General features: G+C 58.0%; 13 protein-coding genes and 2 pseudogenes. 6 read left to right on the top strand and 9 right to left on the bottom strand.

Annotated features, from left to right (window positions below):
* The first annotated feature begins 54 nt into the window (after positions 1–54).
* The gene (locus tag HA48_RS02385; RefSeq protein WP_128599612.1) at positions 55–1,500 is read left to right on the top strand and encodes an aminotransferase-like domain-containing protein; all 1,446 of its coding nucleotides are present in this window, start codon (positions 55–57) and stop codon (positions 1,498–1,500) included.
* On the opposite strand, the pseudogene HA48_RS02380 reads toward HA48_RS02385, so the two are convergent.
* The 9 genes and pseudogenes from HA48_RS02380 to HA48_RS02340 all read right to left on the bottom strand — a co-directional run bounded on the left by HA48_RS02380 (position 1,497) and on the right by HA48_RS02340 (position 10,775).
* Positions 1,497–2,743, bottom strand: a pseudogene (locus tag HA48_RS02380) (valine--pyruvate transaminase). The gene HA48_RS02385 and the pseudogene HA48_RS02380 sit on opposite strands and share 4 nt — an antisense overlap.
* 82 nt (positions 2,744–2,825) lie before the next feature.
* Entirely contained in the window at positions 2,826–3,800 is a 975-nt protein-coding gene (gene ghrB, locus HA48_RS02375; protein ID WP_128599611.1) for a glyoxylate/hydroxypyruvate reductase GhrB, read from the bottom strand.
* Positions 3,801–3,861: 61 nt separating this feature from the next.
* Positions 3,862–5,142: an MFS transporter gene (locus HA48_RS02370; RefSeq protein ID WP_128599610.1), complete on the bottom strand. Its 1,281-nt coding sequence runs from the start codon at positions 5,140–5,142 to the stop codon at positions 3,862–3,864.
* Positions 5,143–5,251: 109 nt separating this feature from the next.
* The gene (locus tag HA48_RS02365; protein ID WP_128599609.1) at positions 5,252–6,199 is read right to left on the bottom strand and encodes a sugar kinase; all 948 of its coding nucleotides are present in this window, start codon (positions 6,197–6,199) and stop codon (positions 5,252–5,254) included.
* 10 nt (positions 6,200–6,209) lie between these two features.
* Entirely contained in the window at positions 6,210–6,959 is a 750-nt protein-coding gene (locus HA48_RS02360) for a sugar phosphate isomerase/epimerase family protein (RefSeq protein ID WP_128599608.1), read from the bottom strand.
* A gap of 245 nt (positions 6,960–7,204) precedes the next feature.
* Positions 7,205–8,230 (bottom strand): LacI family DNA-binding transcriptional regulator, encoded by a 1,026-nt coding sequence (locus tag HA48_RS02355; RefSeq protein ID WP_128599607.1) that lies wholly within the window; start codon positions 8,228–8,230, stop codon positions 7,205–7,207.
* A 58-nt stretch (positions 8,231–8,288) separates the two neighbouring features.
* Positions 8,289–9,284 carry a LacI family DNA-binding transcriptional regulator gene (locus HA48_RS02350; protein WP_128599606.1) on the bottom strand — a complete coding sequence of 332 codons (996 nt, stop codon included), beginning with the start codon at positions 9,282–9,284 and terminating at the stop codon, positions 8,289–8,291.
* 158 nt (positions 9,285–9,442) lie between these two features.
* A pseudogene (locus HA48_RS02345) lies at positions 9,443–10,104 on the bottom strand (OmpA family lipoprotein).
* Positions 10,105–10,214: 110 nt separating this feature from the next.
* Positions 10,215–10,775, bottom strand: a complete 561-nt coding sequence (locus HA48_RS02340; RefSeq protein ID WP_128599605.1) for a DNA-3-methyladenine glycosylase I — start codon at positions 10,773–10,775, stop codon at positions 10,215–10,217.
* A gap of 142 nt (positions 10,776–10,917) precedes the next feature.
* Between HA48_RS02340 and HA48_RS02335 the strand changes: the two genes are divergently transcribed.
* The 5 genes from HA48_RS02335 to HA48_RS02315 all read left to right on the top strand — a co-directional run bounded on the left by HA48_RS02335 (position 10,918) and on the right by HA48_RS02315 (position 14,980).
* A complete protein-coding gene (locus HA48_RS02335; RefSeq protein ID WP_128599604.1) occupies positions 10,918–11,610 on the top strand; it encodes an autotransporter domain-containing protein in 693 nt (230 codons plus the stop codon).
* 80 nt (positions 11,611–11,690) lie between these two features.
* On the top strand, positions 11,691–12,368 hold the full coding sequence (locus HA48_RS02330; protein ID WP_128599603.1) for a hypothetical protein: 678 nt from the start codon (positions 11,691–11,693) through the stop codon (positions 12,366–12,368).
* Positions 12,369–12,469: 101 nt separating this feature from the next.
* Positions 12,470–13,006, top strand: a complete 537-nt coding sequence (gene dnaT, locus HA48_RS02325) for a primosomal protein DnaT (RefSeq protein WP_128599602.1) — start codon at positions 12,470–12,472, stop codon at positions 13,004–13,006.
* Positions 13,006–13,746, top strand: coding sequence for a replicative helicase loader DnaC (gene dnaC / locus HA48_RS02320; RefSeq protein ID WP_128599601.1), 741 nt, complete (start codon positions 13,006–13,008; stop codon positions 13,744–13,746). Before dnaT ends, dnaC begins: the two co-directional genes overlap by 1 nt.
* A 100-nt stretch (positions 13,747–13,846) precedes the next feature.
* Entirely contained in the window at positions 13,847–14,980 is a 1,134-nt protein-coding gene (locus HA48_RS02315; protein ID WP_128599600.1) for an ROK family protein, read from the top strand.
* Positions 14,981–14,984 lie beyond the last annotated feature (4 nt).

Genomic DNA, 14,984 nt, shown 5'->3' with positions numbered 1-14,984 from the left:
TTTGAATGTAATCTGCTGGATATGCACAGATCAGCACGATATGGGGTGGAACAGATGACGGATGAAACGCGTGAACAGGAGAGTCAGGGCAGTCGCTACCGTCAGATCGCCGAGCAGATAAAACAAGCCATTCACAGCGGATCGCTGGCACCCGACAGCCGTTTACCCTCGGTGCGCACGCTGGCGACGCAGTACAATGTCAGCATGACCACCGCGCTGAAAACATTACGCACGCTTGAGGATGAGCGCTACGCAGTGGCGCGCCCGAAATCCGGTTTTTTTGTCGCCCCGCAGCCGCTGGAGATGAAGCTACCCGCAGCCGCCAGCGAGCAGCCGCGTGAGGTCGCGCCGCTGGATGAACAGACCGAACTGCATCTGGCGATGCTGGGATCGGACTGCCGCGTGCGGCTTGACCTCGCTAACGGTGATATCTCCCTCTATCCGGTCAAGAAGATCGGCCTGCTGATGCGCCAGATGGGCTACAGCAAACCGGCGCTGCTGGGCAATACGGTGAAAGGGACGGGCTATGGGCCGCTGAAGGCGGAAATTGCGCGGCGTGCGGTGGAGTATGGCTGCAACATCAGCGCAGATGACATCTTGATCACCAATGGCTGCATCGAAGCGATTTCGCTGGCGCTGCGCGCTACCACGCGCCCCGGCGATATCGTGGCCGTGGAGTCGCCCTGCTACTTTGTGCTGCTGCAGATGCTGCACAATCTCAATCTGCGCGTCATTGAGGTGGAAGCGGGACCGGAAGGGTACGTGAACGTTCCGAAGCTGACCGGACTGTTTCAGCGCAAAGCCGTCCAGGCGTATCTCACCATCAACAACATCAATAATCCGCTGGGAAAAAGCATTCCCAATGAACAAAAAGCCTATATTGCCCGCCAGGCGGATGAGAACGATGTGGTGATTATTGAGGATGATATCTTCGGCGATACGGCATTCGGCGAGCGCCGCCCGTTCCCGATGCGTGCCTTTAGCCCCAACGCCATTTTATGCAGTGGCTTCTCAAAAACCGTCGCGCCCGGTATCCGGATCGGCTGGGTGCACAGCGCCAATTACATGCGCAAACTCGCATCGCTAAAGTACACCACCAGCATGGGCACGTCGGTGCTGTCGCAGGCGGCGATTGCCGAACTGCTGCGCAGCGGCGGCTATGATGCCCATCTGCGCAAGCTGCGGCGCGAGCTGAAAAACCAGATCCACCACATGCGTCAGGCCGTGCTGCGTTACTTCCCGCCGGGCACGCGCGTCTCGGAGCCGGAGGGCGGTTATGTGCTGTGGGTTGAGATGCCGCCGCAGGCGCTGAACGTGCGCGCGCTGTTTCTGAAAGCGCGCAACGCCGGCATCGGTATCGCGCCGGGGCACATTTTTGCTACCGATCACCGCTACGATCACTGCTTCCGGCTTAACGCCGGCTTTGGCTGGAATGCTGAGGTGGAAGAGGCGATTCGCCAGCTGGCACAGTGGTGCCAGCTCTCATTAACGGCGGGTTAAGCCTGCCATGCGTTGTCCAGCTCTTCGGCCAGAATCTGTACTGCGCGCTCAATCTGGTCCGCATCCGGTACATAGTTCATGCGCATGCACTGATGCGTATGCGGCCACGCCTGCTCCAGACCGGGGAAGAAGAAGTGGCCGGGCACCATCAGCACGCCGCGAGTTTTTAACCGCTGATACAGCGCCTCGGTGGTGATCGGCAGATCGCGGAACCACAGCCACAGGAAGATGGCGCCTTCCGGCTTGTGGATCAGACAACGCTCCTCCGGCAGATAGCGGCGCAGAAGGGCAATGGTTTCGCTCACTTTAGCCTGATAAAACGGCTTAATCACATCCTGAGACAGGCGCAGCAGGTCGCCGCGCACAATCATCTCGTTGGCGATGGACGGACCAATGCTGCCCGGAGCCAGGCTGATAATGCCGTTCATATTGCCAATCGCGCCGATGGTCTTCTCATCCGCCACGATAATGCCGCAGCGCGCACCCGGCAGGCCCAGCTTCGACAGACTCATACAGAGGATAGTGTTGGGATTCCACAGCGGGCGCGCTTCACTGAAGATAATGCCGGGGAAGGGGACGCCGTAGGCGTTATCGATCAGCAGCGGCACCTTATGCTGCTGCGCCAGCGCATCCAGCTGCAGCAGCTCGTCATCGGTGATGACATTGCCGGTTGGGTTGGTGGGGCGCGACACGCAGATTAAACCCACGTCGTCATTCAGCGGCAGATGATCAAAATCGACGTGATATTTGAACTGGCCTTCCGGCAGCAGCTCAATGGTTGGCCGGGCAGAGACAAACAGATCCTCCTCCAGTCCGGCATCGGCATAGCCAAGATACTCCGGCGCCAGCGGGAACAGCACGCGCTTTTTACTGCCATCGGCGCGCGACCGGCGAACAGGTTAAACAGATAGAAAAACGCGCTCTGGCTGCCGTTGGTCAGGGCGATGTTCTGCGGCGTAACCGGCCAGTCCAGCTCGTCACGCAGCAGCGCCGCCAGTGAATCCAGCAGCAGCGCTTTGCCGCGCGGACCGTCGTAGTTGCACAGGGCCTCATTGAGTTTGCCATCCTGATGCATCTGCAGCAGCAGCTGGCTGAAGTAATCATCAATGGCCGGAATCTGCGCCGGATTGCCGCCGCCCAGCATAATGGTGCCAGGCGTACGCAGACCTTCTCCCATGTCCTCCATCAGACGTGAGATGCCGGTGTGTTGGGTAAATTTATCGCCGAACTGAGAAAAAGACATAAGAGGTAAAAATTTTGTTATCGCGAATGGGAGACCACCATAGCGCCCGCTGCGGGCAGGCGCAATGGCTAAAGAGCGGCGGTTACGCCTGGATTTGTGGATTAACGCAGTTTTTATCGACCTTGCCGTTCAGCGCCGCGATCAGGTTATCCACGGCGTCACGCGCCATGCCGTAACGGGTTTCATGGGTAGCCGAACCGATATGCGGCAGCGCCACCACGTTCGGCAACGTCAGGATCTCCGCATCGGCGGGCACCGGTTCAACCTCAAACACATCCAGACCGGCAGCGTGCAGGGTACCGTCCTTTAGCGCGGCCGTCAGCGCCTGCTCATCCACCACCGGACCGCGTCCGGCGTTGATCAGAATCGCGCTCGGCTTCATCAGTTTAAGCTGCGCTGCGCCGATCATATGGTGCGTCTGTTCGGTCAGCGGCAGGCTGATGCAGACAAAATCACTCTCTTTCAGCAGGGTCTCTAAATCGCAGGCGCGTGCGCCAAAGCGGCTCTCCGCCTCTTCATGCTGACGGCGCGCGTTATACAGGATGTTCATGCCAAAACCGAAGTGTGCACGCTGCGCCAGCGCCAGGCCAATACGGCCCATGCCGAGAATACCCAGCGTCTTATGATGCACATCGATGCCAAATTCAGCAGGCCCAACGCTCTTCTGCCACTGACCTGCTTTCACCCATTTATCCAGCTCGGGAACGCGACGCGCGGTGCTCAGCACCAGCGCCATCATGGTATCGGCCACGGTTTCCGTCAGCACGGTTGGGGTATGCATCAGCAGCACGTGACGCTGATTGAGTGCATCCACGTCAAAGTTGTCGTAACCCACGGAGACGGTAGAGCAGGCGCGTAGCGCCGGCATGGCGGCCAGCAGTTCATCATCGACTTTGCCGCCGGAGCCCAGCAGGCCCTGCGCAGAGGCAAACTGCTCCGCATGCTGTTTAACCGTTTCCGGCGAGACATCCTTCACTTCGGTCACGCTGAAGTGGTCATCCAGTTTCGCACGCAGATCATCGGGCAGACTCTTGTACAGAATTACAGCAGGTTTCATCGGTTGCTCCCTGTAGAATAGTGCGGAGGCCGCCAGGCCTCCGGAGTGAGTTGATGCGCTGTTAAGCGGGCTTCGCGCCGGGAAAAGGCGGCGATTTGTTCTCCGCCGGCTTGACGATCAGCGTCAGCCATACCGAAGCCAGCAGCGCAGCACCCATAAAGATGTAAGAGGCGGCAGGGCTGCCGGTCGCGCCATTAAGATAGCCTACAATCCACGAGCCGATGAAGGAACCCAGCGCACCCATACTGTTGATCAGCGCCATTGCACCGCCCGAGACGTTGCGCGGCAGCATCTCCGGGATGATGGCGAAGAAGGGACCATAAGGGGCATACATCGCACCGCCGGCGATCACCAGCAACGCATAAGAGAGCCAGAAGTTGCTGGAGCCGACCAGATACGAACCGAGGAACGCCAGCGCACCAATCAACAGCAGCGGCCAGACGAACAGTTTGCGGTTTTGCGTCTTGTCCGACGCCCACGACACCACAATCATCGCAATGGTCGCCACCAGATAGGGCACCGCTGACAGCCAGCCGGCCTCGACCATGCCCATCTGTGTGCCATTACGCAGAATCGACGGCAGCCACAGTACGAAGCCATACACGCCGATGCTCCAGGCGAAATATTGCAGGCAGAGGATAATCACGTTGCGATTGCGAAACGCCTCGCTGTAGTTACGCACCGCTTTGATGTTCTCCTGCTCTTTCTGCAGCTGCGCCTGCAGCGCCGCTTTCTCCTCATCGCTCATCCATTTGGCCTGTGCCGGCTTATCCTGAACCAGGAACCACCAGGCGATCGCCCAGATCACCGCCGGGAAGCCTTCGATGATGAACATCTCACGCCAGCCGAACGAGTTGATCAGATAGCCAGAAACCACCGACATCCACAGCACGGTGACCGGGTTACCAAGGATCAGGAAGGTGTTAGCGCGGGAGCGCTCAGATTTGGTAAACCAGTTACTGATGTAGATCAGCATCGCCGGCATCACTGCTGCTTCCACCACGCCCAGTACAAAACGGATTGCCGCCAGCATTGGAATGTTGCTGACAATACCGGTCAGCGAGGCGCAGCCGCCCCACAGGATCAGGCACCAGAAGATCAGCTTCTTGACGCTGCGGCGCTCGGCGTAGACCGCGCCGGGGATCTGGAAGAAGAAGTAGCCAAGGAAGAACAGGGCGCCCAGCAGCGATGACATGCCTTTAGTAATGCCGAGATCGTCGTTTATCCCTGCGGCAGAGGCGAAGCTAAAGTTCGCCCGGTCCAGATACGCCAGACTGTAGGTGATAAACACGATGGGCATGATATACCACCAGCGTTTTGGCGCGATTGTCTGCGATTTCATGGGTGACTCCTCTGGTTGAGGCGGGCACATTCTGTTGATGTGCCTCGAAATAATAGGGTTACAGAGACCATGTTTACCGGATGCGCATCAGCGTACCCTGGCGGTTGTATTAATAATCGCCGAGCGCGGCGCGCGTCGGCAGCCCTTCACTGTCACCGGCGACCTGAATCGCCAGCGAGCCAATCCTGTTACCGCGTAAAATCGCCTGCGGCAGCGATTTGCCCTCCAGCAATCCGCTGATAAGGCCCACGGCAAAACCATCGCCTGCGCCGACCGTATCGACGACATTATCCACACGAATCGGCTCAATCAGTCCCTTTTCACCGTCAGCGGTTTTGTACCATGCGCCATCGCAGCCGGTTTTAATCACTACGGCGCGCACGCCTTTATCCAGATAGAAATCGGCGATGGCTTCTGGCTGGCGATAACCGGTGAGAATCCACCCCTCTTTTTCACCCGGCAGCACCCAGTCGGCATATTCTGCCAGCAGATTCAGCTGCTTACGCATCTCATCTTCGCTGCGCCACAGCACCGGGCGCAGGTTAGGATCGAAAGAGATGGTTTTGCCGCGGGCGCGCATCTCTTTGGCCGCGTATTGAGAGAGCGCCAGAGAGCTCTCCGAAAGAGCGGCAGACACACCGCTCAGGTGCAGATGGCGCGCGCTGCCAAAGTAGTCAGCATTAAAATCGTCAGGCGAGAGATGGCTGGCGGCAGAGCCTTTACGGAAATACTCTACTTCCGGATCGGAGCCATCCTCGACGCGGGCTTTAAGCTGAAAGCCGGTACGGTAGTGGCTGTCAGTGGTTACGCAGCGGTGATCAACGCCCTCTTTTGCCAGCTGCTGTAGCGTGAAGCGCCCAAAACTGTCATCGCCGACGCGGCTGACCCAGCCCACCTGCAGACCGAGGCGCGCCAGTCCAATGGCCACGTTAAGTTCAGCGCCGGCAATGCGTTTTACAAAGCTTTCAGCGGCAGCGAGATCGCCGGTTTGCTGAGCGATAAACATCGCCATCGCTTCGCCAATGGTTACCACATCCAGCTGAGCAGATTGTTGCATGTTCAACTCCTTACACCGCACGCAGCAGGTCAACGTAATGGCGCGTAACCGCCCGCAAATCATCGCCCTGCAGTGGGAATTCGATGCCACGAGGTGCATCGGCAGGCAGCGCATTCAGCAGCGTGCGCCACTGATCATCCGCATCGTCCAGCGCGATAGCGCGGAAACTGTCACCGTGAGGAACCGCGGCCTTAACATGAATGTAGCTCACATATCGGCTGAGCTGCGCCGCCGCCTGTAAAGCGTCCTCGCCAGTCCAGAGCCAGTTGCCCATATCGAATGTCATATCCAGCGGCAGGGCGGCATCGCAGGCGCGATGGAAAAATTGCAGCATCGGGGCGAGTTTACTGGCGGGCGTCTGATCGTTCTCCACTACCAGCGTCACGCCGGAGGTAGCCAGCACCTCAACCAACTGACGGTCAGAGAGATCAACAAAATATCCGAGCGCCAGCTTCAGACGCTGCGCGCCCAGCTGCTCCGCTTCCTGCAGGTACTGCGCCAGGCGCGGGTTGAGCGTACCGTCTTCCAGCCACAGCGCTTCCGGTACTGAGTAGCTGGCGCTCAGCTGATGCTGACGAATCGAGTGGCCGAGCGCGTGCAACTGGGTGAGTTCCGTATCGCTGAACAGCTCACGGCGGATCTCCACGCCATCCGCGCCAGCATCTTTGATGATCGGCAGCAGCGCCGCCTGGCCGCCCAGTTCTGCCACCTGCTGCGTGCCGTATGCGGCCGTGACCACAATGATTTCCGGTTTTTTCATGATTTCTCCGCGGCGGGAGCGTGTCGGGCGCTCCCGCAAATATTCTGAGCCGCTTTCCGGTGCGCATGAATGCGCACCCTACAGGATTTGTGCCGTATCGCCTTTCACCGCGACCAGGAATCCCGCACCGTATCCGCGACCCCACGACAATTTGATATAAAAAGCTTAATGGAACCGGTTCCAAAGGAAAGCAGCAGAGTCCGGATTTATGATCCTGCTCACGAAGTGAACCAGAAAGGGGGGAGTTAGCGCAGCGGCTGGCTGGAGCCGCGCACGATCAGTTCACCGGAGAAAACCTGTTCGCGAATTGGCTGTTCGCTGCCTTCAATGCGGGCGATAACCTGCTCCAGCGCGGCGTAACCAATTTGCCACGTTGGCTGTTGCAGCGTGGTAATCCCCACACCGGCCAGCGCGGCCCACTCCAGCTCGTCAAAGCCGAGCAGGCCGATATTCTCGCCCCAGCGCAGATCCAGCCGTTGAAGTGCACGCGCAACCTGTAACGTCAGCGCGCCGTTAGCGGCCATCACTGCGCAACGTTTATCAGCATGGCGCTGATGAAAAGCACGCAGCGCGGTCTCCAGCGGTAACGGCTGATGCAGCGGGACTTCAGCGTTCTCGGCCACCACCCGGGGCGCATTTTTTATCGTAGCGAAGAACGCGGCCAGACGTTCCCGGCGCGTGTTAACGCTGCCGAGCGGCTCGCTCAGGAACAGTAACGCTTCGTAGCCGTTATCCAGCAGGTGTTGCGTAGCGAGCTGCGCCGCTTCCGGGTTGTTGAGGCCAACAACATCACAGTCAAAATCGGGGATCTTGCGGTCAATCAGCACCATCGGCAGCATCGACTGCTGCAGCCGGTTTAGCACCGCTTCGTGCATTCCGACGGCGTTCACCACAATGCCTTCAACCTGGTAGCTGCTCAGCAGTTGCAGATAGTGCTGCTCCAGATCGACCTCATTGTTGGTGTTACACATCAGCAGCGTGAAGCCGCGCGCGCGGCAGGCGGCTTCGATACCGCTCAACACATCGACAGAGTAGGGGTTGGTGATGTCAGCAATAATCAGGCCGATCAGGCGTGTGCGCCCGCGTTTCAGGCCACGCGCCATCTGGCTTGGACGATAATTCAGCTCAGCAATCGCCTGTTCGATACGGGCCTTGAGATCGGGCGAAAGCAGATGCACTTCACCATTAAGATAGCGGGAAACGCTGGTTTTACCGGTTTTTGCCGTGCGGGCAACGTCACTGATTGTGGCTCGTGGCGGCCTGGTTTTCATTGGGTACACCTGAATAATTGCATCAGGCGAAGACTATCACAGCTCGGGGTGCACGCAATCATTGTGCGTCAGAAGTGAGGCGCAGCATGGGCTGCCACAGCGTCTGGAGTTGTTCGGGCGGCTGATTATCCAGCAGTTGCAGTACCATCTCCGCCACGCGCTCACCGATACGCTGTTGGGATGATTGCAGAATGGCGTTAACCGGCTCATCGATAATGGAGTCATGCGGCAGACCATCGTAGACATACAGCGCAATGGCCTGCGCGCCGCTCAGCCGCCCGGCCTGCTGCAGCGCGATCGCAGCACCCTCGCCAAGCGGGCTGCTGTCAGTGATGATGGCATCCGGGATGCTGCCCTGCGCCAGCCAGGCGCGGGTTTGCTGATAGCCTGAGCGGCGTGTCGGCGGCAGGGCAGCCATATGCTGTGACAGCGGGCGCGCCATCAGCGCATCCATAAACCCCTGACGACGGTCCAGAATGTAGGTGCTCAGTTCATTACCGCCAAGGTAGGCCAGATTTTGATAACCCTGTTGCAGGGCGTGCTGCGCGGCCAGCAGCGTACCGGCGTGATTATCGTAATCGAACCAGGCGTAGGGCTGTGGTAAGCGGCTGCGGCCAAGCGTGAGAAAGCGGAAACCCTTCTGCTGCAGGCGCAACAGGCGCGGGTCGTGCGGTGTGGTGTGGGTAACAATCAGCGCATCAAGCGCACCGCTGCGCAGCATACGCAGCAGATTGCGCTGCTGGTCCGGGTTTTTATCCGGTAGCAGCAGCAGATCGATCTCATGCCGGGCCAGGCACTGATCGAGCGTCAACAGCATTTCGCTGTAGAAGCTGTCATTCAACGAGGCATTGCTCACGGGGAACACCAGGCCCACCGCATTGGCGCGGCCGGTCTTTAAGCGGCGTGCTGCCGCATTGGGGCGATAGCCGCGCCGGTCCGCTTCGGCTTCAATACGTTTGCGCGTGGCTTCAGCCACATCATCAAAGCCATTAAGCGCACGGCTCACCGTAGTGACAGAGAGGCCGAGCGCGGCGGCAATCGCTTTGAGTGACATGATGGTGTTCCACTGATCAAATTTTGATCACGCTAGCATAAAGTTATCTTCGGCTCTATTACCCGGCGATTTTTGAGCGATTTCTGATGCGAAAAGCGTCAGTAATAGCGGAAAAGCGCGGAAAAAAGCCGGCCTGTCACAGCAGACCGGCGACAGGATTATCCCAGCGGGCTGAGAGTAATTTCGACGCGGCGGTTCTGCGCTTTGCCTGCTTCGGTACTGTTGCTGGCGACAGGATTATCCGGTCCTGAGCCCTGTGTGCGCAAACGATTCTGCGCCACGCCCTGCAGTACCAGCGCGCTGGCAACGCTTTCGGCGCGCTGCTGTGACAGGCGCATATTCAGCGCCCGCGTGCCGGTGCTGTCGGTAAAGCCAACCACATTCACTGCAGTTTTTGGATACTCTTTCAGCACCATCGCGACGCCTGTCAGGGTATTTGCCCAGCCGGTTTCAGGTTCGCGCTGCTGGAGTCAAATGTCACGTTATTCGGCATATTCAGAACAATATTATCGCCCTGGCGCGTCACGCTGACGCCGGTACCGCGCATTTTATCGCGCAGTTTTGCCTCCTGCACGTCCATATAATAACCAACGCCGCCGCCGAGTGCCGCACCTGATGCAGCGCCAATCAGCGCACCTTTGCCGCGATCTTTTTTCGACGATGAGAGCACGCCAACGCCCGCGCCAAGCATGGCGCCCAGGCCGGCGCCGATACCTGATTTACCCGCCTGCGATTCGCCGGTATAAGGATTGGTGGTACAACCCGACAGCGCTACGCTGCCGCTTAATAACAAGGCCAGCGTCAATACACGCTTTTTCATGCAAAATCCCTCACACATTCCAATGGGGAAAACACCCCAAAACGGCAATATTATGCCGTTCAATAATGGAAAAAAGCGTGAGGCGCACTCTTAAAGTGTAAAGTTTTGCGTTAAAGATTATCAGGATGGCAGAAACAGCTGGTTTGATGATCGTTAATCAGGCCGCAGGCCTGTAAAAAGGAGTGGCAGATTGTCGGGCCGACGAATTTAAAACCACGTTTTTTGAGCGCTTTCGACAGGGCTATTGCTGGCTCAGAGGTCGTTGGCGCCAGTTTATAGTCGGCATAATGGTGCAAAATCGGCTGATTATCGACAAATGACCAGATAAAGCGCGAAAAGTCTTCACCGGTTGCTTCCAGCGCCAGCGTCGCTTTGGCGTTTTCGATAATCGCCGTCAGCTTGCCGCGATGACGAATCAGGCCGCTATCCTGCAGTAACCGCATCAGGTCCGCTTCATCCATCAGTGCTACTGCGCTGATATCGAATTCATGAAACGCCCGACGGTAGTTTTCACGTTTCTTCAGTACGGTGATCCATGAAAGGCCCGCCTGCTGACCCTCCAGACACAGCATCTCAAATAAGGCGCGCTTATCGGTTTGCGGCACGCCCCACTCCATATCGTGGTACGCCAGATAAAGCGGATCGGCGGTTACCCAGCCACATCGTTGCATTGCATCCCTCCCGTCGCATGAAAAAAGCTGTTATTTCCTTGACGTATGGCGGAATCGATTAATAGTTAATCAATGGGTGCCGATAATGGAAAGACCAAAAACTTACACACCCGTTCCCTTTCCGGCTCGTCAGGAGTCACTCATGTTGCAGAAAAGTCAGCGGACAGGCCAGCACAATCTTGCGCTGGCTTTTGGCGGTTTGTGGCTGCTTTTTGTGGCCGCGCCCGGCTTCGCACAGGATCAACTGCGTCAAAGCAACGGGCCCGATTACAACGCGATACTGGCTGAAAAAATTTCCAGTAATCACCTGATGGTGACGGAAAACCCTGAGGTCAGCCTGTTAGATGCTGCGCTCAATCCGCCGGGCGACGGCAGAATGATTGTGCACAACGAAACCGCCAGCGTCGGCAACGGGCCGTTAGTGAGTCGCTACTCCGCCGGCTGGTCCATGCCAATGAGTGCGGCACTCAGTACCGGGCCGGTTGCGCAATTTGCAGTGGATGATTCACGGCTAAGCTGCCCGAAGTGTGAATGGGTCGATAGCAACAACGCCGCACACATTGCCTCGGTGGGCTGGCGCATGGACTCCGCGCTGGGCTGGATATCCCCCTGGGCGCAGGTGAGCTATAGCCACCAGCTCAATGACATCAGCCCGGCGCCGATGCGTGACCGGCCAGATGATGGAAACCGCGAAAGTAACTGGGTGGATGTCAGCGTTGGGGCGAATCTGCCCATCGGCCAGAATATGGCGGCATTCGCTTCCTTTGCCCAAAGCGGCGCAGAAAGCAGCGGTGAACAGCTGATTTACAGTCTGGGCGTGAGCGCCAGCTTCTGAATCGGCATGAAAAGCGAAGTTACCGCAGCAAAGCAAAATATAATAAGCGCGCTAATTATATTTCTTCTTTTGGTAACATTATGCGCGAAAATATTACTCTTATTAGCCGTGAATTAGCGGCCTTCTTCATCAGTGGAATCGTACTCGTTTTTTGCATGGCGATGGTTTACATCGACGTCAACTGGATGAACGATGCGCTGCACGAAACCTCATTCACGGAAGCTACGCAGGAAGGGATGCTGGCGCTGATTGCTGCGCTGTTTTTCTTCACGGCGGCACAGCGCCCGCAACAACGCAGCGCGCTGATTCTGATCGGCGGCTTTTATAGCTGCATGCTGATTCGGGAGATGGATTTTCTGTTTGATCTGGTGCAGCACGGTGCATGGGTCTGGTTTGCGCTGGCCACCACGGCAGCATGCTTTGCTCTGGCGCTGCGTCAGCCGCGTCAGATTCTGCCCGGTCTGGCCGCGCTGCTGCAGCACCGCAGCTGGCAGATGATGGCCGCCGGATTGCTGGCCGTTCTGGTCTTTTCCCGCCTGTTTGGCATGCATCAGCTGTGGCAGCACCTGATGCTGGATGGCTATAACCGGGTAGTGAAAAATATGGCTGAAGAGGGTAGCGAACTGTTTGGTTACAGCCTGTGCCTGCTCGCTTCCGTGCGCTATGTGTGGCAAACCCGCCCGCAGCGGAGCGCCGTCCGCGCAGCACGCAGCGTTACCGGGGCAACGCCGGATCTGAGCTACTCCGCGCCACGTTAATTCCTCATCCATTTATGGCGATCCCCGGTGCTAAAACAGGTACACTGACCGCTTAGCGCCGGGCTGATCGGCGCGCCAGGTTGCTCAACGTCAGGTTTCTCATGTCAGTTAAAATCTTATCTTCAACGCTGATCGGGCTGGATAGCTTTTGCCACGATCCGCTCGCGACTTTGCAGCAGGCCGATAACGGCACGCTGGCGGTGCTGCACAACAATGCGCCCGCTTTTTATGCGCTGACGCCGCAGCGTCTGGCGCAGTTACTGGCGCTGGAAGCGGCAGCGCAGCAGCCCAATGACGTCTCGCTGGATGACAGCCTGTTCCACAACGATGCGCCACCGATCGCCACGCCAGCAGGCAAATTTGCCATGTATCAGGGTTGGCAGCCGGATAACGATTTTCAGCGCCAGGCTGCCATCTGGGGTGTGGCGCTGAGCGAGCCGGTCACCGCAGCGGAGCTCGCCACCTTTGTTGCCTACTGGCAGGCCGAAGGCCGCCTGTTCCACCATGTGCAGTGGCAGCAGAAACTGGCGCGTAGCGTACAGATGAATCGCGCCGCTAACGGCGGTCAGCCGAAGCGCGATATCACCCAGGTCAGTAATACTGATTACGATATTCCCGATGGATTTCGAGGTGAGTGATGAAAACGCCGAATGATCTTTTCAATCGCCTGAAAAAGTTTATGCCCGCCGATGTGAAGCCGAAATTCAAAAACGGTGAAGAGCTGCTGGCATGGAATCAGGAGCAGGGCCGCCTGCGCTCGGAAGCGATTGTGCGTGAAAACCGCGCCATGAAGATGCAGCGCATTATGGGGCGCTCCGGTATTCGTGAGCTGCACATGAACTGCTCATTCGATAACTACCGCGTTGAAAATGACGGCCAGCGTAAAGCGCTGGCGCTGGCGCGCGAATACGCGGCCGGGTTTGATAACAGCATCGCCAGCTTTGTGTTCTCGGGCCGTCCCGGCACCGGAAAAAATCATCTGGCGGCGGCGATCGGCAACGACCTGATTATACGCGGTAAGAGCGTGCTGATTGTCACGGTGGCCGATTTGATGTCGAGCATGAAAGGCACCTTTAGCGGCGGCAGCGATCTGACCGAAGAGCGGCTGCTGCAGGATCTCAGTCATGTTGATCTGCTGGTGATCGATGAGATCGGGATGCAGAGCGAATCGCGCTATGAAAAAGTGATCATCAACCAGATTGTTGACCGCCGTTCGTCATCAAAACGCCCGACCGGTATGCTTTCGAACCTCGATCCGGCGGGAATGAATGCGCTACTGGGTGAGCGTGTAATGGACCGCATGCGGTTGGGTAATAGCCTGTGGGTGCGTTTTGACTGGGATAGCTACCGCAGCCGCGTACGCGGCGATGAGTATTAATATTCTGCTCAATCGCTAAAAACCTCGATTCAGCCGACGATTGGCCCGGGCGCCAGGCTGCTAAACTTACACTCTTAACTCTTTGTCAGGTGAGGGTGCGATGAAAGCAGCCGGTAAAGGCCCAGCGGTACTTCGACTGAACAACCTTAAGCGGGTAATGACGCAACTGCGTGGCATCCGTATCACCTCGCGGCAGGATCTGGCGCTGGCGCTCGATCTCAGTAAAAACACCGTTTCCCTAATTGTTGACGACCTGCTGGCGCAGGGGCTGATCCGCGAGCTTGGCCCGGTGAGCGTCGCTGCGGCTGGCCGGCCCAAAATCGAAATTTCACTGCGTCCGGAAAAACTGAAAAGCGCCGGGATTATGGTTGAGCGTCAGGCCATCCACTGGCGCGTCTGTGACTACTTCTCGCAGGTGATTGCCGAACAAACCTGGCGCACGGAAACCACCGATCCTGACACCTTACTGCACGAGCTGGCTGAAGTGTGCCAGACGCTGCGTGCGGCCCACCCGGAGCTGCTTGGCGTGGCGATTGGTTTTCCCGGCATTATCGATCCGCTACGTGGCCGGGTGCACTTTTCGGCGCACCTTGGCTGGCGGGATGTGGATGTGCTGACGCCGCTGCTGAACAGCGTGGAGTTGCCGCTGCGTATCATGAATAACGTCAAAGCAGCGGCGCTACTGGCCGTACAGCATCTGGAGTTGAACAAAGCACAAAGCCATTTCTATCTGCGTATTGCCGAAGGCCTTGGCGGCGCGCTGGTGGAGCAGGGTGAAGTGTTCACCGGTCACAGCTGGACCGCCGGCGAGATCGGGCATCTGGCCGTACAGAACAACGGCGCACCGTGTAAATGCGGACGTAATGGCTGTCTGGAAACGCTGGTCAGCCTGCCGGCGATCCAGCAGCAGCTGGGGCGGCGCAAATCCGGCCTGCGCTGGCAAAATTGTGACAACGAACCAGAGATCGTGCGTGCGGTGATGACGGAAGCGGGCACTCACCTCGGCCACGCCCTGAGCCAGGTGATGCAGCTGATCAATCCGGCCAGCATCATTATCGATGGGCCGTGGAACGCGCAGCCGGCGTTTGTTCAGGCGGTACAGCAGAGCGCACAGGCAACAACGCTGGCTTTTACCTTTGCTCACACCGCGCTGCACTTCCTGCCACAGCGCATCGATCCGGCGAACGGCTTAGCGCTGGCGGTGGTTGAGCAGTATGAACGACCGACGCATTAAAGGG

Source organism: Pantoea wallisii, from assembly GCF_002095485.1.
Lineage (GTDB): Bacteria > Pseudomonadota > Gammaproteobacteria > Enterobacterales > Enterobacteriaceae > Pantoea > Pantoea wallisii.
Note: the sequence above shows the minus strand (reverse complement) of the source record. Positions and strands in the feature narration are given on the sequence as shown.

Bases quoted from the DNA above. Each gene is read 5' to 3' on its own strand.
- HA48_RS02350 (WP_128599606.1), bottom strand. From the start codon at position 9,284: ATGTCACTCAAAGCGATTGCCGCCGCGCTCGGCCTCTCTGTCACTACG.
- HA48_RS02365 (WP_128599609.1), bottom strand. From the start codon at position 6,199: ATGCAACAATCTGCTCAGCTGGATGTGGTAACCATTGGCGAAGCGATG.
- HA48_RS02360 (WP_128599608.1), bottom strand. From the start codon at position 6,959: ATGAAAAAACCGGAAATCATTGTGGTCACGGCCGCATACGGCACGCAG.
- HA48_RS02335 (WP_128599604.1), top strand. From the start codon at position 10,918: ATGTTGCAGAAAAGTCAGCGGACAGGCCAGCACAATCTTGCGCTGGCT.
- HA48_RS02340 (WP_128599605.1), bottom strand. From the start codon at position 10,775: ATGCAACGATGTGGCTGGGTAACCGCCGATCCGCTTTATCTGGCGTAC.
- ghrB (WP_128599611.1), bottom strand. From the start codon at position 3,800: ATGAAACCTGCTGTAATTCTGTACAAGAGTCTGCCCGATGATCTGCGT.
- HA48_RS02315 (WP_128599600.1), top strand. From the start codon at position 13,847: ATGAAAGCAGCCGGTAAAGGCCCAGCGGTACTTCGACTGAACAACCTT.
- HA48_RS02385 (WP_128599612.1), top strand. From the start codon at position 55: ATGACGGATGAAACGCGTGAACAGGAGAGTCAGGGCAGTCGCTACCGT.
- HA48_RS02370 (WP_128599610.1), bottom strand. From the start codon at position 5,142: ATGAAATCGCAGACAATCGCGCCAAAACGCTGGTGGTATATCATGCCC.
- dnaC (WP_128599601.1), top strand. From the start codon at position 13,006: ATGAAAACGCCGAATGATCTTTTCAATCGCCTGAAAAAGTTTATGCCC.
- HA48_RS02355 (WP_128599607.1), bottom strand. From the start codon at position 8,230: ATGAAAACCAGGCCGCCACGAGCCACAATCAGTGACGTTGCCCGCACG.
- dnaT (WP_128599602.1), top strand. From the start codon at position 12,470: ATGTCAGTTAAAATCTTATCTTCAACGCTGATCGGGCTGGATAGCTTT.
- HA48_RS02330 (WP_128599603.1), top strand. From the start codon at position 11,691: ATGCGCGAAAATATTACTCTTATTAGCCGTGAATTAGCGGCCTTCTTC.